20 protein-coding genes and 1 tRNA gene are annotated in these 24,648 nt (G+C 62.7%); 10 read left to right on the top strand and 11 right to left on the bottom strand.

The genetic code is table 11. From position 1 onward, the window contains the following. Positions 1–50 precede the first annotated feature (50 nt). Genes galU through E0501_RS08590 form a run of 6 tightly spaced genes read left to right on the top strand, consistent with a single transcriptional unit; the run spans position 51 to position 7,424 of the window. Complete coding sequence (galU, locus tag E0501_RS08615) at positions 51–944, top strand: UTP--glucose-1-phosphate uridylyltransferase GalU (RefSeq protein WP_137700983.1); 894 nt, start codon at positions 51–53, stop codon at positions 942–944. Between the two features lie 19 nt (positions 945–963). Continuing rightward, positions 964–1,947 carry a UDP-glucose 4-epimerase GalE gene (gene galE, locus E0501_RS08610; RefSeq protein ID WP_137700982.1) on the top strand — a complete coding sequence of 328 codons (984 nt, stop codon included), beginning with the start codon at positions 964–966 and terminating at the stop codon, positions 1,945–1,947. Further along, positions 1,937–3,181 (top strand): glycosyltransferase family 4 protein, encoded by a 1,245-nt coding sequence (locus tag E0501_RS08605; RefSeq protein ID WP_137700981.1) that lies wholly within the window; start codon positions 1,937–1,939, stop codon positions 3,179–3,181. Before galE ends, E0501_RS08605 begins: the two co-directional genes overlap by 11 nt. Positions 3,182–3,231: 50 nt before the next feature. Continuing rightward, a complete protein-coding gene (locus E0501_RS08600; protein WP_137700980.1) occupies positions 3,232–4,242 on the top strand; it encodes a glycosyltransferase family 2 protein in 1,011 nt (336 codons plus the stop codon). Further along, complete coding sequence (locus tag E0501_RS08595) at positions 4,239–5,999, top strand: beta-1,6-N-acetylglucosaminyltransferase (RefSeq protein ID WP_235857796.1); 1,761 nt, start codon at positions 4,239–4,241, stop codon at positions 5,997–5,999. Before E0501_RS08600 ends, E0501_RS08595 begins: the two co-directional genes overlap by 4 nt. After that, complete coding sequence (locus E0501_RS08590) at positions 6,000–7,424, top strand: sulfotransferase family 2 domain-containing protein (protein ID WP_137700979.1); 1,425 nt, start codon at positions 6,000–6,002, stop codon at positions 7,422–7,424. Positions 7,425–7,455: 31 nt separating this feature from the next. On the opposite strand, the gene E0501_RS08585 is transcribed toward E0501_RS08590, so the two are convergent. The 9 genes from E0501_RS08585 to E0501_RS08545 form a co-directional block, all read right to left on the bottom strand. After that, the gene (locus E0501_RS08585) at positions 7,456–7,920 is read right to left on the bottom strand and encodes a PTS sugar transporter subunit IIA (protein ID WP_137700978.1); all 465 of its coding nucleotides are present in this window, start codon (positions 7,918–7,920) and stop codon (positions 7,456–7,458) included. Between the two features lie 47 nt (positions 7,921–7,967). Continuing rightward, positions 7,968–8,537, bottom strand: coding sequence for a ribosome hibernation-promoting factor, HPF/YfiA family (gene hpf, locus E0501_RS08580; protein WP_137700977.1), 570 nt, complete (start codon positions 8,535–8,537; stop codon positions 7,968–7,970). Between the two features lie 241 nt (positions 8,538–8,778). Beyond that, positions 8,779–9,549, bottom strand: coding sequence for an LPS export ABC transporter ATP-binding protein (lptB, locus tag E0501_RS08575; RefSeq protein ID WP_137700976.1), 771 nt, complete (start codon positions 9,547–9,549; stop codon positions 8,779–8,781). Beyond that, complete coding sequence (gene lptA, locus E0501_RS08570) at positions 9,542–10,036, bottom strand: lipopolysaccharide transport periplasmic protein LptA (RefSeq protein ID WP_407943407.1); 495 nt, start codon at positions 10,034–10,036, stop codon at positions 9,542–9,544. Before lptA ends, lptB begins: the two co-directional genes overlap by 8 nt. 4 nt (positions 10,037–10,040) lie before the next feature. Beyond that, positions 10,041–10,655, bottom strand: coding sequence for an LPS export ABC transporter periplasmic protein LptC (gene lptC, locus E0501_RS08565; protein WP_137700974.1), 615 nt, complete (start codon positions 10,653–10,655; stop codon positions 10,041–10,043). A gap of 1 nt (position 10,656) precedes the next feature. Further along, positions 10,657–11,625, bottom strand: a complete 969-nt coding sequence (locus tag E0501_RS08560) for a KpsF/GutQ family sugar-phosphate isomerase (RefSeq protein ID WP_137700973.1) — start codon at positions 11,623–11,625, stop codon at positions 10,657–10,659. After that, positions 11,622–12,236: a ribonuclease D gene (locus tag E0501_RS08555; protein WP_137700972.1), complete on the bottom strand. Its 615-nt coding sequence runs from the start codon at positions 12,234–12,236 to the stop codon at positions 11,622–11,624. Before E0501_RS08555 ends, E0501_RS08560 begins: the two co-directional genes overlap by 4 nt. A 95-nt stretch (positions 12,237–12,331) precedes the next feature. After that, a complete protein-coding gene (locus tag E0501_RS08550) occupies positions 12,332–13,630 on the bottom strand; it encodes a malonyl-CoA decarboxylase (RefSeq protein WP_137700971.1) in 1,299 nt (432 codons plus the stop codon). 81 nt (positions 13,631–13,711) lie between these two features. After that, positions 13,712–15,181: a capsular polysaccharide export protein, LipB/KpsS family gene (locus E0501_RS08545; protein WP_161594584.1), complete on the bottom strand. Its 1,470-nt coding sequence runs from the start codon at positions 15,179–15,181 to the stop codon at positions 13,712–13,714. 334 nt (positions 15,182–15,515) lie between these two features. Here E0501_RS08545 and E0501_RS08540 point away from each other — a divergent pair, with 334 nt between their 5' ends. After that, the gene (locus E0501_RS08540) at positions 15,516–16,175 is read left to right on the top strand and encodes a class I SAM-dependent methyltransferase (RefSeq protein ID WP_137700969.1); all 660 of its coding nucleotides are present in this window, start codon (positions 15,516–15,518) and stop codon (positions 16,173–16,175) included. A 53-nt stretch (positions 16,176–16,228) separates the two neighbouring features. On the opposite strand, the gene E0501_RS08535 is transcribed toward E0501_RS08540, so the two are convergent. Then, positions 16,229–16,315, bottom strand: a tRNA-Leu gene (locus E0501_RS08535). A gap of 145 nt (positions 16,316–16,460) precedes the next feature. Here E0501_RS08535 and E0501_RS08530 point away from each other — a divergent pair. Then, positions 16,461–17,444 carry a complex I NDUFA9 subunit family protein gene (locus tag E0501_RS08530; protein ID WP_137700968.1) on the top strand — a complete coding sequence of 328 codons (984 nt, stop codon included), beginning with the start codon at positions 16,461–16,463 and terminating at the stop codon, positions 17,442–17,444. Here the strand turns inward: E0501_RS08530 and E0501_RS08525 are convergent. Then, on the bottom strand, positions 17,441–18,247 hold the full coding sequence (locus tag E0501_RS08525) for an undecaprenyl-diphosphate phosphatase (RefSeq protein ID WP_137700967.1): 807 nt from the start codon (positions 18,245–18,247) through the stop codon (positions 17,441–17,443). The two genes, E0501_RS08530 and E0501_RS08525, sit on opposite strands and share 4 nt — an antisense overlap. Before the next feature lie 221 nt (positions 18,248–18,468). Here E0501_RS08525 and E0501_RS08520 point away from each other — a divergent pair, with 221 nt between their 5' ends. Both E0501_RS08520 and gltB read left to right on the top strand, forming a co-directional pair. After that, the gene (locus tag E0501_RS08520) at positions 18,469–19,902 is read left to right on the top strand and encodes an NAD(P)-dependent oxidoreductase (protein ID WP_137700966.1); all 1,434 of its coding nucleotides are present in this window, start codon (positions 18,469–18,471) and stop codon (positions 19,900–19,902) included. 159 nt (positions 19,903–20,061) lie between these two features. Beyond that, the gene (gene gltB, locus E0501_RS08515; protein WP_137700965.1) at positions 20,062–24,597 is read left to right on the top strand and encodes a glutamate synthase large subunit; all 4,536 of its coding nucleotides are present in this window, start codon (positions 20,062–20,064) and stop codon (positions 24,595–24,597) included. Positions 24,598–24,648 lie beyond the last annotated feature (51 nt).

Genomic DNA, 24,648 nt, shown 5'->3' with positions numbered 1-24,648 from the left:
AAACGTAAGCGCCATGCACCAACGACATGGTGGGGTATGAGGTTCAGGACATGAAAAAGAAGATCACAAAGGCAATCTTTCCTGTCGCGGGTTTGGGAACACGGTTCCTGCCTGCCACCAAATCGGTGCCAAAGGAAATCATGACGCTGGTCGACCGCCCGTTGATCCAGTACGCGATCGACGAGGCGCGGGCCGCGGGCATCAAGGAATTCATCTTTGTCACCTCGCGCGGCAAGGGTGCGCTGGAGGATTACTTTGACCATGCGCCTGTGCTGGAGCAGGAGCTGCGCAAGAAGAACAAGACCGAGCTTCTGGATATCCTGAAGAACACCAACATGGATTCAGGCGCGATCGCCTATATCCGCCAGCACAAGGCGCTGGGACTGGGTCACGCGGTGTGGTGTGCCAAGCGCCTGATCGGCAACGAACCCTTTGCCGTGATCCTGCCCGATGACGTGATCGCGGCGGAAAAGCCCTGTCTGCAAGAGATGGTCGAAGCCTACGAGGAAAACCCAGGCTGCATGGTGGCGGCGATGGAAGTGCCGAAGGAAAAGGCATCGGCCTATGGCATCCTGGACGTGAAGGCCGAAAACGGGCCGATGGTTTCGGTTGGCGGAATGGTTGAAAAGCCCGAGGCCGACAAGGCGCCGTCGAACCTGGCGGTGATCGGGCGCTACCTTCTGACGCCTGACGTGCTGCGCAATCTGAACAAAATGAAGACCGGGGCCGGCGGGGAAATCCAGCTGACCGACGCGATCGCCGCCGAGATCGAGGCGGAACGCCCGGTTTACGGCTATCGCTTTGCCGGTCAGCGGTTCGACTGTGGTTCGAAAGCGGGCTTCCTGCAGGCCACGGTGGCCTTTGGCCTGGCCCGCGACGATCTGCGCGACAGCCTGATGAGCTATTTGCAGGACATCGTGCACGTGGACAAGGCGGCCGAGTAACCGACGCGGGGGCAAGCTTGTGAGTAACGTTCTGGTAACGGGCGGTGCGGGCTATATCGGATCGCATGCCTGCAAAGCGTTGAAAGCGGCCGGTTTCATGCCCGTCACCTTCGACAACCTGTCGACCGGCTGGGAACAGGCGGTCAAATTCGGACCTTTCGAGAAAGGCGACCTGCTGGACCGCGGGCGCCTGGACGAGGTTTTTGTCGAACATGAGCCGGTTGCGGTGATGCATTTCGCCGCGCTGAGCCAGGTGGGCGAAAGCATGAGCCTGCCCGGAAAATACTGGCGCAACAACGTGACCGGTTCGCAGAACCTGATCGAGGCGAGCATCGCGGCGGGCTGCAAGCATTTCGTCTTCAGCTCGACCTGCGCGACATATGGCGACCAGGACAACGTGGTGCTGGACGAAGAGAGCCCGCAATTCCCGATCAATGCCTATGGGAAATCGAAACGCTCGATCGAGGACATGCTGGCCGATTTCGAAGCCTCGGACGGGCTGCAATCGGTGATCTTCCGCTATTTCAACGTGGCCGGGGCCGACCCCGAGGCCGAGGTGGGCGAGTTTCACCAGCCCGAGACGCATTTGATTCCGCTAATCCTCGATGCGGTGGCGGGGCGGCGCGACGCGCTGATCGTTCACGGCACCGATTACGACACTCCCGATGGCACCTGTATCCGCGACTACGTGCACGTGATGGACCTGGTCGAAGCGCATATCCTGGGCCTGCAATGGCTGCGCGACGGCAAGGGCAGCCGGGTGTTCAACCTGGGCACCGGCAGCGGGTTTTCCGTGCGCGAAGTGATGGACGAGGCGGCAAAGGTAACGGGCCGCGAAGTGCCCCATACCGAGGGGCCGCGGCGGGCAGGTGACTGCACCAGGCTGGTTTCGGGTTCGGTCAGGGCCGGGACCGAGCTGGGCTGGCGGCCGGACCGATCGACCATGGCACAGATGGTGGAAGACGCCTGGCGCTGGCATCAGGTCGGGGCCTATGAGCGCTGAGCCGGACAAGGCCTGCCTGCTGGACCTGACCCGGCTGGTGAGCCGGGCGGGCAAGGGCCTGACCGGGGTGGACCTGGTGGAGCTGGCCTATCTGCGTGCGCTGGTGGCCGACCGGATCGCCGCCTTCGGCCTGGTGCGCACGTCGCTGGGGTATATCCTGCTGGACGAGGCGGGGATGACTGGACTGGCCGAGCGGATCGAGGGGCGCGTGGCCTGGGGCCCGTCCGACCGGCTGTCGAAGATATTCTCGCGACTGGACAAGGCGCAGAAGCGCGCGCAATCGGACATGCGGCGGCTGGCCAGGGCGCGGGCACCCAAGAGCGGCCTGCGCAGGATGCTGGCGCGGCATTTGCCGCAGGGCACGAGCTATTTCAACGTGGGTCACACCAACCTGACGGATCGGGTGGTGCACGCGGTGTGCCATGGGCTGGGCGGCCAGATCGTGGTGATGGTGCATGACACGATCCCGCTGGATCATCCGCTTTATCAGCGGCCCGAGGCGGTCACGCGGTTTCGCGCGATGCTGAAACAGGTAAGCCGATGGGCCGACCTGGTGATCTACAATTCGCGTGCCACCCGCCGCGATGCCGAGCGCCATTTCGAGGAGATCGGCAAGGTGCCGCCCGGGCTGGTGGCGCTGCTGGGGGTGGAACTGGCCGAACCGAGACCCGACGAGTTGCCCACCGGGCTGCCGCCGGAGGGGGTGTATTTCGTCACCGTCGGCACGCTGGAACCACGCAAGAACCATACCCTGCTTCTGGAGATCTGGGAGCGGATGGTGAAGCAGACCGTGCCGCAGGACATGCCGCATCTGGTGATCTGCGGGCAGCGCGGCTGGATGAACGAGGAGCTGTTCTATCGGCTGGATCATTCGCCGCTGAAGGGCCAGCACATCCACGAATACGCCGGGCTGAGCGACGGGGCGATCGCAGCGCTGCTGGAGGGCGCGGCCGGCGCGCTCTACCCGAGTTTTGCCGAGGGGTTCGGATTGCCGGCGGCGGAGGCGGCGGCACGGGGGGTTCCGGTGATCTGCGCCGAGCTGCCCGCGACACGCGAAGTGCTTGGGGATATTCCCGTTTACGCAAGCCTAAAGGACAGTTATCTTTGGCAAAGAAGAATAACATCCTTGGCAGAGGGTCATAGGGCAGGCAGGTCAGCAGGTGGAAGATCTCGGGATACGTTCGAGCCGCCAACATGGGATGCGCATTTCAACGCCGTCTTAAAGATGGCGTGATAGGCGGAATCGGATCCGGACCACCGGCCATGGGTAACTAGGGAACGTCATTGGGCGTTGTGCAGTCATATCGTCTGAGGCTTCAGCGCAAGCGCTGGCGTATTCGCGCGTTTCGCAAGCGACGCGAGTTGCGGGCCGTTTCCGACCGCACGGGCCAGATCAAGCGCGACGACATCCTGCTGTTTTCGACCCAGCGCAACGAAAAGATCCGGCTGCCCTATTTCCTGAAATACTATCGCGATATCGGGGTGGACCATTTCCTGATCGTCGACAACGACAGTGACGACGGCAGCCTGGAATACCTGATGAAGCAGCCCGACGTGTCGGTCTGGTACACCCGCAAGAGTTACAAGCGGGCGCGGTTCGGCGTGGACTGGCTGAACTGGCTGCAGTGGCAGCACGGGCATGGGCACTGGAACGTGGTGGTCGATCCGGATGAATTCCTGGTCTACCCGTTCTGCGATACGCGGCCCCTGCGGGCGCTGACCGACTGGCTCGATGCGTCCTCGATCAAATCGTTTTCGGCGATGCTGCTGGACATGTATCCAAAGGGCCGGATCGACGCGCAGCCCTATGCCGAGGGACAGAACCCGCTGGAGATCACCAGCTGGTTCGACAGCGGCAATTACATGATCGAGAAGAACGGCAAGTTCGGGAACCTCTGGATCCAGGGCGGGCCGCGGGCGCGGATGTTCTTCCGCGACAAGCCCGAGGCGGCGCCGGCGCTGAACAAGGTGCCGCTGGTCAAGTGGGACCGCAAATACACCTATGTCAGCTCGACCCACATGCTTCTGCCGCGGGGCCTGAACCTGGTTTACGACGAGTGGGGCGGCGAGAAGGCAAGCGGCGTTCTCTTGCATACCAAGTTCCTGGATACCTTCACCGCCAAGGCGCAGGAAGAGCTGGAGCGCAAGCAGCACTATGCCGCCAGCATGGAATACAAGGCCTATGCCGAGAGCCTGTCGCAAAACCCCGACCTTTGGTGCAAGTGGAGCGAGAAATACATCAACTGGCGACAGCTTGAGATCCTGGGGCTGATGTCGAAGGGGAACTGGGCATGAACGCGGCCATGCTCCACCACGGCAGCGTGGGTATCGTGATGCTGGTGCATACGGCGCTGGACCGGGCCGAGGAGGTGGCGCGGCATTGGTACGCGGCGGGCTGCCCGGTGGTGATCCATTGCGACCGCAACACACCCAAAGCGGACTATGCCGCGTTCCGTGAAGCGCTTTCGGATTTGCCCGACATCCTGTTTTCGCGCCGGCACAAATGCGAGTGGGGGACTTGGGGCATCGTGGCCGCCACGCAGGAGGCCAGCGAACTGATGCTGGCGCAGTTTCCCGCGGTGCGGCACGTCTACCTGGCCAGCGGGTCCTGCCTGCCGCTGCGCCCGGTGCAGGAACTGATCGATTACCTGGCCGAGCGGCCACGCACCGATTTCATCGAAAGCGCCACGACGGCGGATGTGCCGTGGACGGTTGGGGGTCTGGATGAGGAGCGTTTTACCCTGCGTTTCCCGTTTTCCTGGCGCAGGCATCGCAAGCTGTTCGACCGTTACGTGGCGATCCAGCGCGCGGTGCGGTTTCGCCGGCGCATCCCAAATGGCATCGTGCCGCATATGGGCAGCCAGTGGTGGTGCCTGACGCGCCAGACGCTGAGCGCCATCCTGCAGGACCCCGAGCGCGCCACCTATGACCGGTATTTCCGGCGGGTCTGGATCCCCGACGAAAGCTATTTCCAGACGCTGGCACGGCAGTATTCAACCAATATCGAAAGCCGGTCGCTGACGCTGTCGAAATTCGATTTCCAGGGCAAGCCGCATATCTTCTACGATGATCACCTGCAGCTGCTGCGCCGATCGGACTGTTTTGTCGCGCGCAAGATCTGGCCCTTTGCCGACCGCCTGTACGAGGCGTTCCTGACCACGCCCGAAGGCGCGATGAGCCGGACCGAGCCGAACCCCGGCAAGATCGACCGGATCTTCGCCAAGGCGGTGGAGCGGCGGACGCGCGGGCGGCCGGGCCTATACATGCAGAGCCGGTTTCCCAACGACGGCTGGGAGAACGGCACCACCAGCGGCCTGTATTCCGTGTTCCAGGGCTTTGCCGAGTTGTTCGAGAATTTCGAGCCGTGGCTGGCCAAGGTCACAGGCGCGCGGGTGCATGGCCATCTGTTCGCACCCGATCGGGTGGATTTCGGCGCGGACCAGACCGTGATAAACGGGGCGCTGTGCGACAGTGCCGCGATCCGCGACTATAACCGCAAGGCATTCCTGACCAGCCTGATCTGGAACACGCGCGGCGAGCGGCAATGTTTCCAGCTGGGCCCCGAGGATATTCCCGGTCCGCGGACAAAGCCCGGTAAGGAACTGGATCTTGATCTGAGCTGGCTTCTGGCGCGTGATCCCAATGCGCAGATCAGCGTGATCAGCGGGGCGTGGGCGGTGCCGCTCTTTAAGTCGAACCGCAATTTCGCGGAAATCCGCGCCGAGGCCGCCAAGCTGCAGAAGATCGAGAGCGAGCATCTGGACGTGCTGCGCAGCCCCTATTCGAAGGCGCGCATAAGAATTTGGACGATGGCGGATTTCATCGAGAACCCGATGGAACCACTGCAGACCATCATCGACGAGATCGGCCACAAGACCCTGCGGCGGCTGGCCGAGGCGCCGAAAATGGCCGACCTGACCGGGTTCGGCCAGTTCCTGCAGAACCTGAAGAACCAGGGCATGCACCCCTACCTGATGGGCGATTTCCCGGTTGTAGGCGAGCCTGTCGGCCTGCAGGGTAACAAACCGCGCAAACCATACCTGGTGCAGTAGATGCAGAAGCCTTTCGACTATTTCGTGGTCTTCGCCGAGATGCGGACGGGATCGAATTTCCTGGAATCGAACCTGAATGCCTTTCCGGCAATTTCCTGTCTGGGCGAAGCGTTCAACCCGCATTTCATCGGCTATCCCAACCGCGAGGACTGCCTGGGCGTGAGCGAGGAAGAGCGCAACCGCGACCCGATGAGCCTGATCCACGCCGTGAAACATGCGCAGGGCATCGCCGGGTTCCGGTTTTTCCACGATCATGAGCCGCGCGTCCTGGAAGAGATTCTGACCGATCCACGCTGCGCCAAGATCATCCTGACGCGCAACCCGGTGGACAGCTATGTGAGCTGGAAGATCGCCAAGGCGACGGGCCAGTGGAAACTGACCAACGTGCAGAAACGCAAGGAAGCGAAGGCGCATTTCGACGCCGGCGAATTCAAACGGCACCTGGAGGATCTGCAGGATTTCCAGGTGATGTTGCAGCACAGCCTGCAGGTGACGGGGCAGACCGCATTCTACGTTGCCTATGAAGACCTGCAGGAGGTGGACGTGATGAATGGCATCGCCGCCTGGCTGGGCCAGCCCGACCGGCTGGAAAACCTGGAAAAGAACCTCAAACGCCAGAACCCCGAGCCGCTTTCGGAGAAGGTGGAAAACTTTGACGAGATGCGCGCGGCGCTGGCAGACCTGGACCGGTTCAACCTGACGCGCACGCCGAATTTCGAGCCGCGCCGGGGGGCGGTTGTGCCCTCATACGTGGCCTGCGCGAAAGCCAAGCTGATGTATCTGCCGGTGCGCGGCGGCCCCGAGCGCGAGGTGCGCGCCTGGATGGCGGCGCTGGATGGCGTGGGCCCTGACGCGCTGCAAGGCGATTTCGACCAGAAGAGCCTGCGCAAATGGATGCGCGACAACAGCGGCCACCGGTCCTTTACCGTGCTGCGCCATCCGGTGGCCCGGGCGCATCATGCCTTTACCACGCGCATCCTGACGACCGGCAAGGGCAGTTTCGGCGGCATCCGCAAGACCCTGCGGCGGGTGCACAAGCTGCCCATTCCGGAAGGTGAGCCCGATGCGGGCTGGAGCCGGGACGATCATCGCGCGGCGTTCCTGTCCTTCCTCGAGTTCATCAAGGCGAACCTGTCGGGGCAGAGCGCGGTGCGGCAGGATCCGGCCTGGGCCAGCCAGGCGGCGATCCTGCACGGGATGGGCAATTTCGCCCTGCCCGATTTCGTGCTGCGCGAAGAGGAGCTGGCTGCCTATCTGCCGGCGCTTGCCCAGCAGGTGGGATACATGGATGCGCCGGACCTGGAAGAGGCCAGGCCGGACAGGCCCTTTGCGCTGGCCGACATCTATGACGACGCAACCGAGGCCGCGGCGCAGGATGCCTATCAGCGCGATTACCTAGTGTTCGGATTCGGGAAATGGGCATGACGCGGGGCGCGGCACAGCCGCACCCCGGTAATTACGCCGCCTGAACCGACTGGTCTTCGGTCAGGATGGTATAAAGCGTGGGCGCATCGGAATTGGCGCGCAGCTTGGCGCAGACCGCTTCGTCGCGCAGGGTGCGTGACACCCGCGCCAGCGCCTTGAGATGATCGACCCCGGCCTCTTTCGGAGCGAAGAGCGCGAAGGCGATATCGACCGGCTGACGATCGACGGCATCGAAATCGATGGGTTTTTCCAGCATCACGAACACGCCGACAACCTGTTCCAGGTCGTCGACGCGCGCATGCGGCAGAGCCACCCCGTGGCCGACACCCGTCGGCCCGAGGTTTTCACGTTCGAGAAGTGCCTCGACCGCCATGTTGGAATCGAGGCCATAGACCGTGTTGGCGATCTCGCCCAGCTCGTGCAGGAGACGCTTCTTGCTGGAGGCGGAGGCAATAACCTTGACCGCCTCAGGCTTGAGGATGTTGGAAATTTCCATGTCTCGTTCTGTCGCTCCGACAGGGCGGGGCCGCCGGCCCGGTCGCCTCAGTTTTGCGGATCAATCCAGCCGATATTGCCGTCATCCCGGCGATACACGACGTTCAACCCGTCTTTTCCCTCGTTCCGGAAGACGAGAACGGGCGCACCGGCCAGTTCCATTTGCATGACCGCTTCTCCGACGGAGAGAGACGGAATTTGGGTTTCCATCTCGGCGACGATCATGGGCTGGAGGGTTTCGGGTTCCGAATCCTCGTCTTCGTGATCTGAGGCGAGGATATACGAGGACGCCTGAAGAAGTTCAACCGGTTCGGCGCGTTCGCGATGATGGTCCTTCAGCCGGCGTTTGTAGCGCCGCAGCTGTTTCTCCATCTTGCTGCACGCACCATCGAAAGCGGCATAGATTTCATGGGCATGCGCCTTGGCCGAGGCCGTCAGGCCGGTGGACAGGTGCACGGTGGATTCGCAGACAAACTCGGCGCCGTTCTTGGAAAAAATGATATTCGCATCGGTCGGACGCTCGGCGTATTTGCTGACCACCGTGCCGAGCTCTTCCTGGACATAGGTCTGAAGAGCGTTGCCGACGTCGATATGTTTCCCACTGATCTGATAGCGCATCTTGTCTCCTTTGCGTGACAATTCGGGCGTTTTCCGCGCGGGACATCCCGCCGGCTCTTGTTATCCCCGAATGCTGAGAAATGACCGCCGCGACGTTAGCCCCTGCCCGTGTCCTGACAAGCAGGTCACAAAGGCGAACAAGGCGAAGTCCACGACTGTCATAGCTACATTTGAGGCGATTGAAGGGTCCGAGTCAATGCACTGGATCAAGCGAAAACGCCGCGCCGCGGAACAACACTGTTCACGAGATGCGGAAATTCTCGCCGAGGTAGACGCGGCGGACATTTTCGTTCTGCACGACATCGTCCGGTGTCCCTGACATCAGCACCTTGCCATCATGCAGGATGTAGGCGCGATCGACGATTTCCAGGGTTTCGCGCACGTTGTGATCGGTGATCAGCACGCCGATACCGCGTTTCTTGAGGTCGGCGACAAGGTGGCGGATATCGGTGACCGAGATCGGATCGACCCCGGCAAAGGGTTCATCGAGCAGAAGATATTTCGGGTTCGCCGCAAGGCAGCGGGCAATCTCGACCCGGCGGCGCTCGCCCCCGGAGAGGGCCAGCGCGGGGGCGCGGCGCAGATGCTCGACCGAAAAACCCGACAACAGCTCTTCGAGACGTTCGCGGCGCTTGTGGCGATCTTTCTCGGCGATCTCGAGAACCGAGGCGATGTTGTCCTCGACGCTCATCCCGCGGAAGATGGACATTTCCTGCGGCAGGTAGCCGATACCCAGCCGCGCCCGCCGGTACATAGGCAGGTTGGTCACGTCGCGCCCATCGACGAGAACCTGACCCGCCTCGGGATATACAAGGCCGCAGACGGCATAGAACGTCGTCGTCTTGCCCGAGCCGTTGGGGCCGAGCAGGCCGACGACCTCGCCGCGTTCGAGATCCATCGACACGTCGCGGATGACGACGCGCTTCTTGTAGCTTTTGCGCAGGTTGCGGACGCGCAGCCCCGAGCTGCCTTCGGTCAGTGTAAGCTCGGGTTTGGTTCTGGTGTCACTCATTGGCCTGCAACACCGTTTTCACCCGGCCTTCCATCTGGGCGGTGCCGGACTGGATATCGACGGTCATGCGGTCGGCTGTCAGGGCCGAGTCCCCCTGAACCAGCAGGACATCGCCCTGCATGAGAATCATGCCGGTATCGATACTGTAGTCGGCGCGGGCCGCTTCGGCGGCGTCTTCGCCGCTGACAAAGGTGACGCCTCCGGTGGCCTGCAACCGTTCGACCCGCTGGCTGCCCTCGGCATAGTAGACCTGCACACGCGGGGCGGAGAGACGCATTTCACCCTGCCCGACCAGCACATTGCCGGTGAATATCGCGGTGCCGTCGTTCTGGTTCACGGCGAGATTGTCGGCGGTGACTTCGACCGGCAGCGACGTGTCCTGCTTCATCTCGCCAAAGGCGATCTGTGCCCCCTGCGCAATCGCGACCAGAGGCAGAAGCGCCAGGCAGGCGGCGGCAGCAGTAAGGCGGGCTTGGAAAATCGGCACTGGCTCAGTCCTTGGTTTCTGAGGGATCATATACCAGCTTGACCCCATCGGTGAATAGCATCTGCGTCGTATCGGTTTCCGGGTCCGTGTAGATGACCATGCGCCCGGCCGAGAAACGCCCCGGCGGCCCGTTTCCCTGGATCGGGCCCGGCGCTTCAGCGGCAATTTCCGATATCGACGAAATCAGCTGATCCGTGGTGACGGTATAGCCAGCCGAGCTTTGGATGACGACGTTGCCGACCAGATCGGCCATGTTGGTATCCTGATCGATGGTTCCGTTGTCAGCGGAAAAGGCAAGCTGGCTGCCATCTCCGAAATCGATCCGGGCCGAGAGCGTATCGGCAAAGGCGCGGTGGCTGTTTTCGGGGTCGGGAATAGCGGAAACCGCCCGGAAGGCGATGAGATCGCCCTTTTCGGTCACGCCGGCGAACTCGGGCGAAGTGAGCTGCTGATCGCGGGCGCGTTCGCGCAGGTCGATCGTGGTGAAGGGGATCGTCGTTGTCGGGTCGATATTCTTGGACAACAGGAACAGCGTGGACAGGATTGCCAGCGCGGTGAGCGGTAGCAGAATCTTGAGCCAGGCGACGATGCGCGAGTAGAGATCCTGGCGCGGAGCCATCTCAGCCAAGCCCGACGCGCAGGCAATCGTGGATATGCAGGAGCCCTGTCGGCCGGCCGTGATCGTCGGCGCCGGTGACGAAAAGACAGGTGATCTTGGCGCTGTTCATCTGCGCCACGGCCTCTTCGGCCAGTGCTTCGGGGGCGATGGTGCGCGGGCCGCGCGTCATCACATCGGCGGCGGTCAGTTCAAGAAGCCCGTCCATGTGGCGGCGCAGGTCGCCATCGGTGATGATGCCGACAAGCGTGCCATCATCGTCGGTAACACCGACCACGCCGAAGCCCTTCTTGCTGATCTCGAGCAGGGTATCGGACATGTGTGTGCCGCCATTGACCAGCGGCAGCGCATCGCCGGTGTGCATCAGGTCGCGCACGCGGGACAGCCGCGCGCCCAGTTTTCCGCCCGGATGGAACTCGCGGAAATGTTCGGGCGTGAACTGCCGGTGTTCCATCAGCGCGACCGCCAGCGCATCGCCCAGCGCCAGCGTCATCGTGGTGGTGGTGGTGGGCACGACGCCGGTGCCGCAGGCCTCTTCCGCCGGGGGCAGGACGATGGCGACATCGGCCTGCTTCAGCAGGGTCGACTCGGCCCGGCTGGCCACGCCGATCATCGGGATGTCGAAGCGGCGGGTATAGGTGATCATGTCGGCCAGTTCCGGCGTTTCGCCCGAGTTCGACAGCATCAGCACCACGTCGCCCTTGACCATCATGCCCAAATCGCCGTGGCTGGCCTCGGCCGGGTGGACGAATTGCGCGGGCGTACCGGTGCTGGCCAGTGTCGCCGCGATCTTCCGGGCGATATGGCCGGATTTGCCCATGCCCGAGACGATCACGCGGCCATCGGCATTCAGGATCAGATCGACAGCCGAGGAGAACCCGGCGCTGAGGTGATCGGCAAGCAGGTTGAGCGCATCCGCCTCGGTCTTGATGACGCGGCGGGCGGTGGCGAGGAATTTCAGCGTGTCATTCATGTATGCGCGAAGATATCCGTTTCAGGCCAGCCCGCCAGATCAAGCTGTGCGCGGGTGGGAAGGAAGCGGAAACACGCCTGCGCCATTTCCGTGCGGCCCTCGCGCGCGAGGCGGGCTTCGAGCGCGTCGCGCAGGGCGTGCAGATGCAGAACGTCGGAGGCGGCGTAATCGAGTTGCGCCTCGGTCAGGTCTTTAGCGCCCCAGTCGGACATCTGTTGCTGCTTGGAAATGTCGACGCGGAGCAGTTCCTGAAGCAGGAATTTCAGCCCGTGCCGGTCGGTATAGGTGCGCACCAGTTTCGAGGCGATCTTGGTGCAGTAGACCGGCGCGGTGAGCACGCCGAAGGTGTGCAGCAGAACGGCGATGTCGAACCGGCCGAAATGAAAGAGCTTGAGCACGTCTGGATCGGCCAGCATGGCCGTCAGGTTGGGCGCCGCGGTCTGGCCCTTTTCGATCTGGACCAGATGGGCATCGCCATCGCCCGAGGACATCTGCACCACGCAGAGCCTGTCGCGGTGGGGATTGAGCCCCATGGTTTCACAATCGATCGCCACGACCGGACCGAGATCGAGCCCGTCGGGAAGGTCGCCCTTGTAAAGGTGATTTGCCATCTGTCCTCGTACCTTTGACAGCGAATGTACCGGCCGATGCGGGCCTGCCGGGGTTATCGGGTGTGGTACTTGCGAGTTCAACCTGTTTTGTCGTCTCACCTCTTGGCGGCCTTGGCCGCGCGGCTGCGCAATTCGGAGGATGCGGCGATTTCGGACGCGGTGACATAGGCCTGGTGATTGGTCTCGATCCGGGCATCATCATAAAGGTAGTTCACCATTGCACCCCATGAGTTTGCGCGGCCCTGGTCCGACAGGTCAGCATCGATGTGCAGGTGTTCAAGGACCGCACCATTGCCGAGATGAAAATGCGCCACCGGGTCCAGCGCACCGCCGCCGGGGCGCCGCGCCCGGGTGAGATAGAGCGCCGCGATGTCCCGCAACATGTCGGGTGCGGGTGCCTCGTCGGGGCCGAGCGCTTCGAGCGCGGTGCGGTGACGCGCAGGCAGGATCGGGGTTTCGGCATGAAGCTCGGACATGGCCCAGCGCCGCAGACCGGGAACCGGAGACAGCGTAACGTAGGTGTTGATCTGTGGCAGGTCGCGGCGCAGTTCCTCGACCACCTGCTTGATCAGGAAGTTGCCGAAGGAAATGCCGCGCAGCCCTTCGTGGCAGTTGGAGATGGAATAGAACACCGCCACGGCGGCATCGTCCGGATCGAGCCGGTTTCGCCCGGCATCGAGAATGGGTGCGATGGCCGAGGGCACCTTTGCAGTCAAAGCGACTTCGACGAAGATCAGCGGGTCGTCGGGCATGGCGGGATGGAAGAAGGCAAAGAGCCTGCGATCGGGATCGCCGACGCGCTGGCGCAGGTCATTCCAGCCGCGGATCTCGTGCACGGCCTCGTAGGCGATGATGTTTTCCAGCACGTTGGCCGGCGTGCGCCAGTCGATCCGGCGCAGTTCGAGAAAGCCGCGGTTGAACCACGAGGTGAAAAGGTGGCGGAAATCCTGATCGAGACTGGCAAGTGCGGGGTCGCTGCGTGTTTCGCGCAGGAGGTTTGCGCGCAGGCGCACCAGGCGCGCGGTGGCCCCCGGCACGCTGTTGAGCGCGCGGATCAGATGCTGGCTGCGCGGTTCGGCGGCAAAGTGCAGGCGCCGGGCCGCCACGACATCACCCGCCGTGTAACCGGCAAAGGCGGTTTTCAGGGCCTCTTCATCGGGGCCGAATTCGGCCGCGATGCGCGAGAACGCAGCGCGCCGGGCATCTGCATCCATGCCTTCGAAGCGGTCGAGGATATGCCGGGCCAGCACCAGGCCCGAAACCTCGCTTTGGGTATCGAGAAGCGAATGGCACATGTCGACCGGATCGTTACTATCCCGCCCCCGGCCCAGCACGCCGAGACCGGAGCCCGCGAGGCGGCGGAAAAGATCGCTGATGAATCGTGTTTCGGGCATTGCTCCCCCGGGCTCGGTTTGACCGCCTGACTATAGGCAAGCAGTTGCACGAGGTCACGTCCGCGGGCAAGCGGGGTTTTGTCAGGCGTCAGGGCCGAAGGTAACGGGAATGTCACCCTTGAGAAGCCCGAGCGCCGTTCCGCCGACCCGGGCGGCGTTCTTATCATGGTCGAGATCGGGGTTCATCGGGAAGAAGAGCTGCTCGATGATGCCTTCATGCGTGCGGGCAAGAAGCGCCCCGGCCGCCTGTTCAAGTGCGGCATGGTCGATCTGCATCGCCGCGATCTCTTCGAAATCGAGGTTTTCGCGATAATGCACCACGCCCGGCAACGCCCCGTACCACGCCGCGCCGAAAACCATCGCCGGACGTCCGACGCGGATAGCCTCCCAACCGACGGTGCCGGTGACCGAGGCGACGAATTGCGCGTTGGCCGCCAGCGCATAGGTGGACGCGTTCGATGGCATGAACCGCACGGCCGGGATGCGCGACAGGCGGTGAAAGAACATCGGGCCGCGCGCATAGGCGCCCTGACGGGGGTTTTCCTTGACGAAGATCTGCCAACCTTCGGGCAGATTGCGCGCCAGCGTTTCGATGACGAGCGCCTGATCGCGGTATTTGCCGCCCAGCGAGGATGTCGACATTTCGGGCTGATTGTGCAGCGGCACGTAGATGTATTTGCCCGACAGGTCGATGTCCTGGTTTTCGAACTGTGCAAGGTGCTCGAAATAGGCCAGCTCATTGGTGTGGAAGAACTTGGCAAAGGGATCGCGCCAGTCGGGCAAGCCGCCGTAGATCTTCTTCATCCGTTTCAGGTTGCCAACCACGTATCCCGGTTTGGCAAGCTTCAGCGGATCGTGCAGGGCGAGATGTTTCACGAGCTGCGCGACGGCGCGCCACGAGAGTTTGCCGGTCTCACCCTCTTTCTGCCACTTATCGTTCATGTAGAAGAGCTCGGGCACGGAACCCTGCTCGATCTCGTATCTGGGCGCCTTCGTCTTGGCCGGGTCGAACATTCCAAGATCATGCACCCGGTTCATCGAGAAGAAGCGGCCGGGAAACTGGCTCCAGCTGAGCACGGTTGTCTTGATACCGAGCGAGCGGGCGACCTCGTATACGACGGTGTCGTAGAAGGTGTGCGGCACGTTGAAGAACAGCGCCTGGTCGATGCCTTCGTCGATGATCTGCTGCGCGACGGCGTCGGTGACGATGTGGAAGTAATCGAGATAATCCTGCACATGGCGGATGTTGTGCGACTTGTAGGCATAGTTCGGCGAGGTGCGGTGCAGCTGTTCGACCGCGGTTTCGAGGATCTGGTCGTATTCATCAGAGGCGATCAGGGCCATGTTGGCGCCGGTGTTGTGCGTCGCGCTCATCAGCGTACCGCGTTTTGCGGCGATGGGTTTCATCCATTGCAGGGCCGGGCCGTGAAAATCGGCCTCAGTATAGCCGAAGTGCAAGGCAAGTTTGACCGTGTCACCGCCCTTTTTCAGCACCTGATCCAGAAACTTGCGGCGATAGTCGCCACGGGCGTCACACAACAATCTGATCAATATGCCGGTCCCATCTCTTGCGTGGCCAATCGGGCGGATCGCGGGCACACCGCGCGCCTGCCACATCTAGTGCGTTTTGAGCAGAGGTGTCAAAGGCCGGCGCCAGCCGTTTGGACGCCGCTTTGGTGCACCCGCATTGATGCGAACAATTTCGGGTGGTGCGGGGGTCCGGTTTCGCGTTATCGCTGAAACCGGGCTGGGGGAACGCGCTGAACTGCGCGCCGGGCAAGCCGGCAAGCATTGGGGTGTTGGGGTAGTCGTGAGCAGGAAAGCCATAAACAAGATCAGGAACAGGCTGAGCCGGAACAGGTTGCGCAAAGCGTTGCCGAACCTGATGGCGGAACTGAAGGACTATTCCAAGGGATCGGACACGACGGGGACGCAATGGACCACCCTGTGGTTTGCGGTGCGCGAAATCCTGAAGCACAGGCCTGCATGCATCCTTGAATGCGGAACCGGGGCATCGACGATTGTTCTGGCCTCGGCGGTCAAGAAACTGAAAGCCGAAGACCCATCCTATGACGGCCATATCGTGAGCATGGAGAGCGTCAAGGAATGGTATGACACGGCGCAGGGTTGCCTGCCGGAGAAATACAGGGACGTTGTGGAAATCGTTCTTGGCCCGCGGGAAAAATACGAGATCGGGATGTTCCGGGGTTATCTGCATGGGAACATCCCGCGTAAGTCCTATGACTTCGTATTTCTGGACGGGCCCAGTTTCGCCGATGAAAAAGGGTCGGCCTTTTGTGCGGATGTACTTCGCGTACTCGAATTCACCGAGGCGCCGGTCGTGCGCGGGGTCATCGACGGGCGGACGTCGTCGGGATTTGTTCTTCAGACGATGTTCGGCGTTCCGGCGGCGCGGTATTTCCTGCCGAACATGGCAGGTGTTTTCGAAATCGAAACCGCGGCGCTCAGGTCCGATCACACGTCTACGGACTTCGGTTCGACCGTGATGGGGCGGCTTTATTTGAAACACAGGTCCCGACGGTAAAGCATGCATTGGCCCAGTGTGGGCCAGGGTGCTGATACTTGTCTTGAGGGGAATGGTGCCCAGGAGAGGACTCGAACCTCCACGTCCGTACGGACACTAGCACCTGAAGCTAGCGCGTCTACCAATTCCGCCACCTGGGCAGGTGTCGTGAAGCAGGCGTTTAGACCCGGGCCGAGGGCGTGTCAACGGGTTTTCCGAACAAAGCGCCTGCTTTGGTTATCGCCTTGTCGATTTCATCGTCTGACGATAGGAAAAGGCAGTATCTATATAGGACCGGAGGGCGCCATGTCCAAGCTTGTGACCATTTACGGCGGATCGGGATTCGTTGGGCGTTATATCGCGCAGCAGTTGGCCGCAAAGGGCTGGCGGATTCGCGTCGCGGTGCGGCGGCCGAACGAGGCGCTGTTCGTGAAGCCCTATGGCGCGGTTGGCCAGGTCGAGCCGGTTCTGTGCAATATCCGCGACGAGGCCAGCGTGGCCGCGGTGATGCGGGGCGCGGATGCGGTGGTGAACTGCGTCGGCACCTTCGATTCGCGCGGAAAAAACAATTTCGAAGCCGTGCAGGTGGAAGGCGCTGACCGCGTTGCCCGAATCGCCGCGCAACAGGGCGTTGAGCGCATGGTGCACATTTCCGCGCTGGGCGTCGACCGGGACGAGGCCAGCGTATACGCCCGGACTAAGCTGGCCGGCGAGCAGGCAGTTCTGGCGCATATGCCGAATGCAGTAATTCTGCGGCCGTCGGTGATGTTCGGCCCCGAAGACGGGTTCTTTAACCGCTTTGCCGGGCTGAGCCGCTTTGGGCCGGTCTATCCGCTGTTTGGGGGCGAGACGAAATTCCAGCCTGCATATGTGTCAGACGTGGCGCAGGCGGCGGTGATGAGTGTTGAGGGCACCGCGCAGCCGGGCATCTATGAACTGGGCGGTCCCGAGGTGAAAAGCCTTCGCGGCTGGATCGGTGTCATGCTTGAGTCGATCAAACGCCGGCGGCTGGTTGTGAACCTGCCTTTCTGGATTGCAAAGGTGATGGCGTTTGCGCTGGACATGGTTTCGATCATGTCGCTGGGGCTGATCAAGAACCGGCTGATCACGCGCGACCAGGTCAAGCAACTGCGCAATGACAACATCGTTGCCGAAGGCGCCAAGGGCTTTGCCGATCTGGGGATCGAACCGGTGGCGGCGGAAGCGGTGATCGACAGCTATCTTTGGCGGTTCCGCCCGTCGGGGCAGTATGACGCCATCCACGATTCAGCGAAGAACCTGAAGGCCTAGGCCGTGTAGGCCAGCGCCAGAAGGACCACGCCGAGGATCACCCGGTAGATCACGTAGGGCGTGAAACTGGTGCTGCGCAGAAGGCGCATCATGAAGCCCAGCGCCAGAAGCGCCGCGACGAAGGCGAATGCGGCCGCGATAGCGCCGTCGCGGGCGGCGGCGGCATCGGCGGTTGCCGCGACTTCGAACCCCAGAAGCGCGCCGGAAGCGATGATCGTGGGAATCGACATCAGTATCGCGATCTTGGCTGCGTCGTGGCGGGCATAGCCCAGCATCCGCCCGGCGGTAATGCAGATACCGGAACGGGACGTGCCGGGGATGAGCGCGACGGCCTGCCAGAGACCCATCCTGATCGCGTCGGCAGTATTCCAGTCGGTATCGGTTTTGGCGACCGGGCCGCGCTGATCGGCCCAGTAGAGGAGCAGGCCGAAAAGCAGCATCGTCCAGCCGATGACCGTCATCGAGCGCATAGCATCGGAGAGGCCGGTGAGTTTCAGGATCAGGCCGAAGGCGATGGCGGGAACGGTGGCGATGAGCAGGAGGAACGCCAGTCGCGAACCCGGCGTGTCGATCCGGCCCGTGAGCATGCGCGGGATGCCCGCAAGGCCGATCGAAACGTCGCGCCAGAAGAAGAGAACGACAGCAAAAAGCGTGCCGACATGCACCGCGACGTCGATCACCTGGCCCTGGTCGTTCATGCCGGTGAGTTGCGGCAGAAGGATCAGGTGGCCCGAGGAGGAAACCGGCAGGAACTCGGTTATGCCCTGGATGAGCGCGACGAGAATCAGGTGATACAAGGGCATGTGCTCGGCCTCGGATTTATTGGCTCAAGCTATAATCAGGCACGATTCAAAGGGAAAGAACGCAGTTAGGTCCGAAACGGCCACAAAATTCGCGGAATTTCGCGCGAAAAATCTTGCCCTGCGGCATATTCCACCATTAAAGGTCAACATTACTGACTTTTCTTTCGGCGAGCGGTGCATTAAGCAGCAGTTCACTGAAAAATTATGCGGGGTGAAGAGCCGTGGCGAAGCAACCGATGCTGAAATTCGTGACCGTTGACCGGGATATGCCGGAAAAGCGCGGCGCCACTGTGCGCAAAAAGGATTTCCACGAAATTTATGCCGAGTTCGCGGACGAGAAGGCGAAGGAGCAGGCGAGCCGTTGCAGCCAGTGCGGCGTGCCCTATTGCCAGAGCCATTGCCCGCTGCACAACAACATCCCCGACTGGCTGCGGATGACGGCGACGGGCCGCCTGGAAGAGGCCTATCAGATCAGCCAGGCGACCAACACGTTCCCGGAAATCTGCGGCCGCATCTGCCCGCAGGACCGCCTGTGCGAAGGCAACTGCGTGATCGAGCAATCGGGCCACGGCACGGTGACGATCGGCGCGGTGGAAAAATACATCACCGACACGGCATGGGAACAAGGCTGGGTGCAGCCGATCACACCGGCAACCGAGCGCAGCGAAAGCGTAGGCATCATCGGCGCGGGCCCCGGGGGCCTGGCCGCCGCCGATCACCTGCGCCGCGCGGGCGTTCAGGTGACGGTCTATGACCGCTATGACCGTGGCGGCGGGCTGCTGACCTACGGGATTCCGGGCTTCAAGCTGGAAAAGGACGTGGTCATGCGCCGGATGGAGCAGCTGGAACAGGGCGGCGTGACCTTCAAGCTGAACTGCAACGTGGGTGAAGACATCAGTTTTGCCGATATCCGCAAGGCGCATGATGCGGTGATCATCGCCACCGGCGTTTACAAGAGCCGCGATCTGCAGGGCCCCGGTTCGGGTGCGAAGGGGATCGTGCGGGCAATCGACTACCTGACCGCATCAAACCGTCTGAGCTTTGGCGACACGGTGGCGGAATACGAAGACGGCACGCTGAACGCCGAGGGCAAGAAGGTGATCGTGATCGGCGGTGGCGATACCGCGATGGACTGTGTGCGAACGGCAATCCGCCAGGGCGCGGAAAGCGTGAAATGCCTCTATCGCCGCGACAAGGCCAACATGCCGGGCAGCCAGCGCGAAGTGCAGAACGCCGAGGAAGAAGGCGTGATTTTCGAATGGCTGGCCGCGCCCAAGGGCTTCAAGGGCGATCCGGTGAACGGCGTGGTGGTGCAGAAGATGCGCCTGGGCATGCCCGACGCATCGGGCCGCCAGGCGCCGGAAGTGATCGAAGGGGCGGATTATACCGAGTCCGCCGACCTGGTGATCAAGGCGCTTGGCTTTGAGCCCGAAGACCTGCCGGCGCTGTGGGATCAGCCCGAGCTGACGGTGACGAACTGGGGCACCGTGCGGGCGCAATACGGCAGCGGCGAAACCGAGCTGGATGGCGTTTACGCAGTGGGCGACATCGTGCGCGGGGCGAGCCTGGTTGTCTGGGCAATCCGCGACGGACGCGACTGTGCCGATGCGATCCTGGCGCGGCTGAACGGCGTTAAGAAAATCGCCGCAGAGTGAAAAACGAGGGGGTGATTTACGTGCACCCCCCGGCTGACATCCGGCTGCCGGGTGAAACGCCTAGAAAAGTTAACGCGTCAGTGCTCCTGACGCATGAAATGAAGAAACCGTTAACAGCGGACCACCGGGGCGGAACCGCCCGATACGAGAGGTGCCACGATGAAAGACCTTGAAACCTGGGCCGAAGACCAAGAAGCGCTGCGCGACTACATGGCCGAGCACGGCATGTACCGCCAGGAAGACGAACATTCGTCCTGTGGCGTGGGGCTGGTGGTGAACGTGGACGGCAAGCCGACCCGAAAGGTTGTCGAGGCCGGCATTACCGCGCTGAAGGCGGTTTGGCACCGCGGCGCGGTGGACGCCGATGGCAAGACCGGCGATGGCGCGGGCATTCACCTGCAGATCCCGGTGCCGTTCTTCTATGACCAGATCCGCCGCACCGGGCACGAACCGCGGATGGACGAGCTGATTGCCGTGGGCCAGGTGTTCCTGCCGCGGACGAATTTCGGCGCGCAGGAAACCTGCCGGACCATCGTGGAAACCGAGGTGCTGCGCATGGGCTATTACATCTATGGCTGGCGGCACGTGCCGGTCGAGGTGGACTGCCTGGGCGAGAAAGCCAACGCGACCCGGCCCGAGATCGAACAGATCATCATTTCCAACGCCAAGGGCGTGGATGAAGAGACGTTCGAGCGCGAGCTTTACGTCATCCGCCGCCGGATCGAAAAGGCGGTGGCGGCCGCCGGGATCCAGGGGCTTTATATCTGTTCGCTGAGCTGCCGGAGCATCATCTACAAGGGCATGATGCTGGCCGAGCAGGTGGCCGAGTTTTATCCGGACCTGCAGGACGAGCGGTTCGAGAGCGCCTATGCGCTCTATCACCAGCGCTATTCGACCAACACCTTCCCGCAATGGTGGCTGGCCCAGCCGTTCCGCATGCTGGCCCATAACGGCGAGATCAACACGCTGAAAGGCAACGTCAACTGGATGAAGAGCCACGAGATCCGCATGGCCTCGTCCGCGTTTGGCGAACTGGCCGAGGATATCAAGCCGATCATCCAGAACGGCAGCTCGGACTCGGCCGCGCTGGATTCGGTGTTCGAGGTTCTGGTGCGCGCGGGCCGCAACGCCCCGATGGCGAAAACCATGCTGGTGCCGGAAAGCTGGTCGAAACAGGCGGTGGAACTGCCCGAAGCGTGGCGCGACATGTATTCCTATTGCAACAGCGTGATGGAGCCGTGGGACGGCCCGGCCGCGCTGGCCATGACCGACGGGCGCTGGGTGTGCGCAGGGCTGGACCGCAACGGGCTGCGCCCGATGCGCTACGTGGTGACGGGCGACGGCATGCTGATCGCCGGGTCCGAAGCGGGCATGGTGCCGGTGAACGAATCCACCGTGGTGGAAAAGGGCGCGTTGGGCCCGGGGCAGCTTCTGGCCGTGGACATGGAAGAGGGTAAGCTGTTCCATGACACCGAGATCAAGGACAGGCTGGCCGCCAGCCAGCCGTTCGGCGAGTGGGTCGGCAAGATTACCGAGCTGGAAGAGAAGCTGGCCGACATTCCCGAGAAGCCGATGTTCAAGGGCGAGGAGCTGCGCAAACGGCAGATCGCGGCTGGCTATACAATGGAAGAGCTGGAGCAGATCCTGGCGCCGATGGCCGAGGACGGCAAGGAGGCGCTGGCCAGCATGGGCGACGACACGCCCAGCGCGGTGCTGTCGAACAAGTACCGCCCTCTGAGCCATTTCTTCCGCCAGAATTTCAGCCAGGTGACCAACCCGCCGATCGACAGTTTGCGCGAATACCGGGTGATGAGCCTGAAGACGCGGTTCGGCAACCTGAAGAACGTGCTGGACGAGAGTAGCGCGCAGACCGAGATCATCGTGCTGGAAAGCCCGTTTGTCGGCAACGCGCAGTGGGACGAGCTGACCGAGCTGTTCAAGTCGGAGCTGGTCGAGATCAACTGCACCTTCCCGGCGGATGGCGGCGAACACGCGCTGCACGAAGCGCTGGAGCGCATCCGGGCCGAGGCCGAGGACGCGGTGCGCAGCGGTGCGGGGCATATCGTTCTGACCGATGAACACCAGGGCCCGACCAAGGTGCCGATGCCGATGATCCTGGCCACCAGTGCCGTGCATTCGGGCCTGACGTCGAAAGGGCTGCGAACCTTCTGTTCGCTGAACGTGCGCAGCGCGGAATGCATCGACCCGCATTACTTTGCCGTGCTGGTTGCCTGTGGCGCGACGGTGGTGAACCCCTACCTGGCCGAGGACAGCCTGGCCGAACGGATCGAGCGCGGCCTGCTGGACGGAAACCTGAACGACAACGTGGCGCGCTATCGCGAGGCGATCGACCAGGGCCTGTTGAAGATCATGGCGAAGATGGGGATCAGTGTGATCTCGTCCTATCGCGGCGGCCTGAATTTCGAGGCCGTCGGCCTGAGCCGGGCGATGTGCGCGGAATACTTCCCGGGCATGACCAGCCGGATTTCCGGCATCGGCATCAGCGGCATCCAGAAGAAAGTCGAAGGCATTCACAAGCAGGGCTGGCTGAGTGGTCAGAACGTCCTGCCGGTGGGCGGCTTCTACAAGGCGCGAAAATCGGGCGAAACACACGCTTGGGGCGCGCAGACGATGCACCTGATGCAGATGGCCTGCAACAAGGCGAGCTATGAGCTGTGGAAGCAGTACTCGAAAGCGATGCAGAGCAACCCGCCGATCCACCTGCGCGACCTGTTGGCGATCAAGCCGATCGGCAAGCCGATCGCGATCGAGGAGGTGGAGAGCATCACCGCGATCCGCAAACGGTTCGTGACGCCGGGGATGTCCCTGGGCGCGCTGAGCCCGGAGGCGCACAAGACGCTGAACGTGGCGATGAACCGGATCGGGGCGAAATCGGACAGCGGCGAAGGCGGCGAGGATCCGGCGCATTTCGTGCCCGAGCCCAACGGCGACAACCCCAGCGCCAAGATCAAGCAGGTGGCCAGTGGCCGGTTCGGCGTGACCGCCGAATACCTGAACCAGTGCGAGGAACTGGAGATCAAGGTGGCGCAGGGCGCGAAGCCCGGCGAAGGCGGGCAGCTGCCCGGCCTGAAAGTGACCGACCTGATCGCGCGGCTGCGCCATTCGACCAAGGGCGTGACGCTGATTTCGCCACCGCCGCACCACGACATCTATTCGATCGAGGACCTGGCGCAGCTGATCTATGACCTGAAACAGATCAACCCGCGCGCCAAGGTCTGCGTGAAGCTGGTGGCCTCATCCGGCGTCGGCACGATCGCGGCGGGCGTGGCCAAGGCCAAGGCCGACGTGATCCTGATTTCGGGTGCGAATGGCGGCACCGGGGCAAGCCCGGCCACGTCGATCAAGTTTGCCGGCCTGCCCTGGGAAATGGGCCTGACCGAGGCGCACCAGGTTCTGGCGATGAACAAACTGCGCGAGCGGATCACGCTGCGCACCGACGGGGGCCTGCGCACCGGCCGCGATATCGTGATGGCGGCGATGATGGGAGCCGAGGAATACGGCATCGGTACTGCCGCGCTTATCGCGATGGGCTGTATCATGGTGCGCCAGTGCCAGTCGAACACCTGCCCGGTAGGGGTTTGCACGCAGGATGAAAGCCTGCGCGAAAAATTCACCGGTACGGCGGACAAGGTGGTGAACCTCATTACCTTCTACGCCCAGGAAGTGCGCGAGATCCTGGCCAGCATCGGGGCGCGCAGCCTGGATGAGGTGATCGGCCGGGCCGACCTGTTGAGCCAGGTGAGCCGGGGCGCCGAGCACCTGGACGACCTGGACCTGAACCCGCTGCTGATCACCGTGGATGGCGCGAAGGACATCGTTTACGACCGCGAGAAGAAGCGCAACAAAGTGCCCGCAACGCTGGATTCGGAAATCGTGCGCGATGCGCGCCGGTTCCTTGAAGACGGTGAGAAAATGCAGCTGTCCTATGCCGTGCAGAACACGCACCGGACGGTGGGTACGCGGGTCTCCTCTCACATCGTGCGGAACTTCGGCATGCGCAACGCGCTGCAGCCCGACCACCTGACGGTGAAACTGACCGGGAGCGCGGGTCAGTCGCTGGGTGCGTTCGCCGCGCCGGGCCTGAAGATCGAGGTGAGCGGCGACGCCAACGACTATGTCGGCAAGGGCCTGTCCGGCGGCATGATCGTGGTGCGCCCGCCGATGCATTCGCCACTGGTCGCCAGTGAGAACACGATCATCGGCAACACGGTGCTGTATGGCGCGACCGATGGCTACCTGTTTGCGGCGGGCCGCGCAGGTGAGCGGTTTGCGGTTCGGAACTCGGGCGCGAAAGTGGTGGTCGAGGGATGCGGCAGCAACGGCTGTGAATACATGACCGGCGGCGTCGCCGTGATCCTGGGCGGCATCGGTGCCAACTTTGGCGCGGGCATGACCGGGGGCATGGCCTATCTTTACGATCCGGCGGGCATGGCGCCTGCGCTGATGAACATGGAAACGCTGGTGACCTGCCCGGTGACGGTGGAGCATTGGGAGGCCGAACTGAAAGGCCTGATCGAGCGCCACGTGGCGGAAACCGGCAGCCGGAAGGCCGCCGACATCCTGCAGCACTGGGACCTTGAGAGGGGTCATTTCCTGCAGGTCTGCCCGAAAGAGATGCTGGTGCATCTGGCGCATCCGCTGAGCATCGAGGAAGGTGCTATTCCGGCGGAGTAAGCCCTTCGTCAGGTGAAAAATCGCACGCCCGGCACGCACGTTGCCGGGCGT

The organism is Marimonas lutisalis, assembly GCF_005434965.1.
GTDB classification, from domain to species: Bacteria; Pseudomonadota; Alphaproteobacteria; order Rhodobacterales; family Rhodobacteraceae; genus Marimonas_A; species Marimonas_A lutisalis.
The sequence above is the reverse complement of the archived record's forward strand: the minus strand, read 5'-3'. Positions and strand labels throughout refer to the sequence as shown.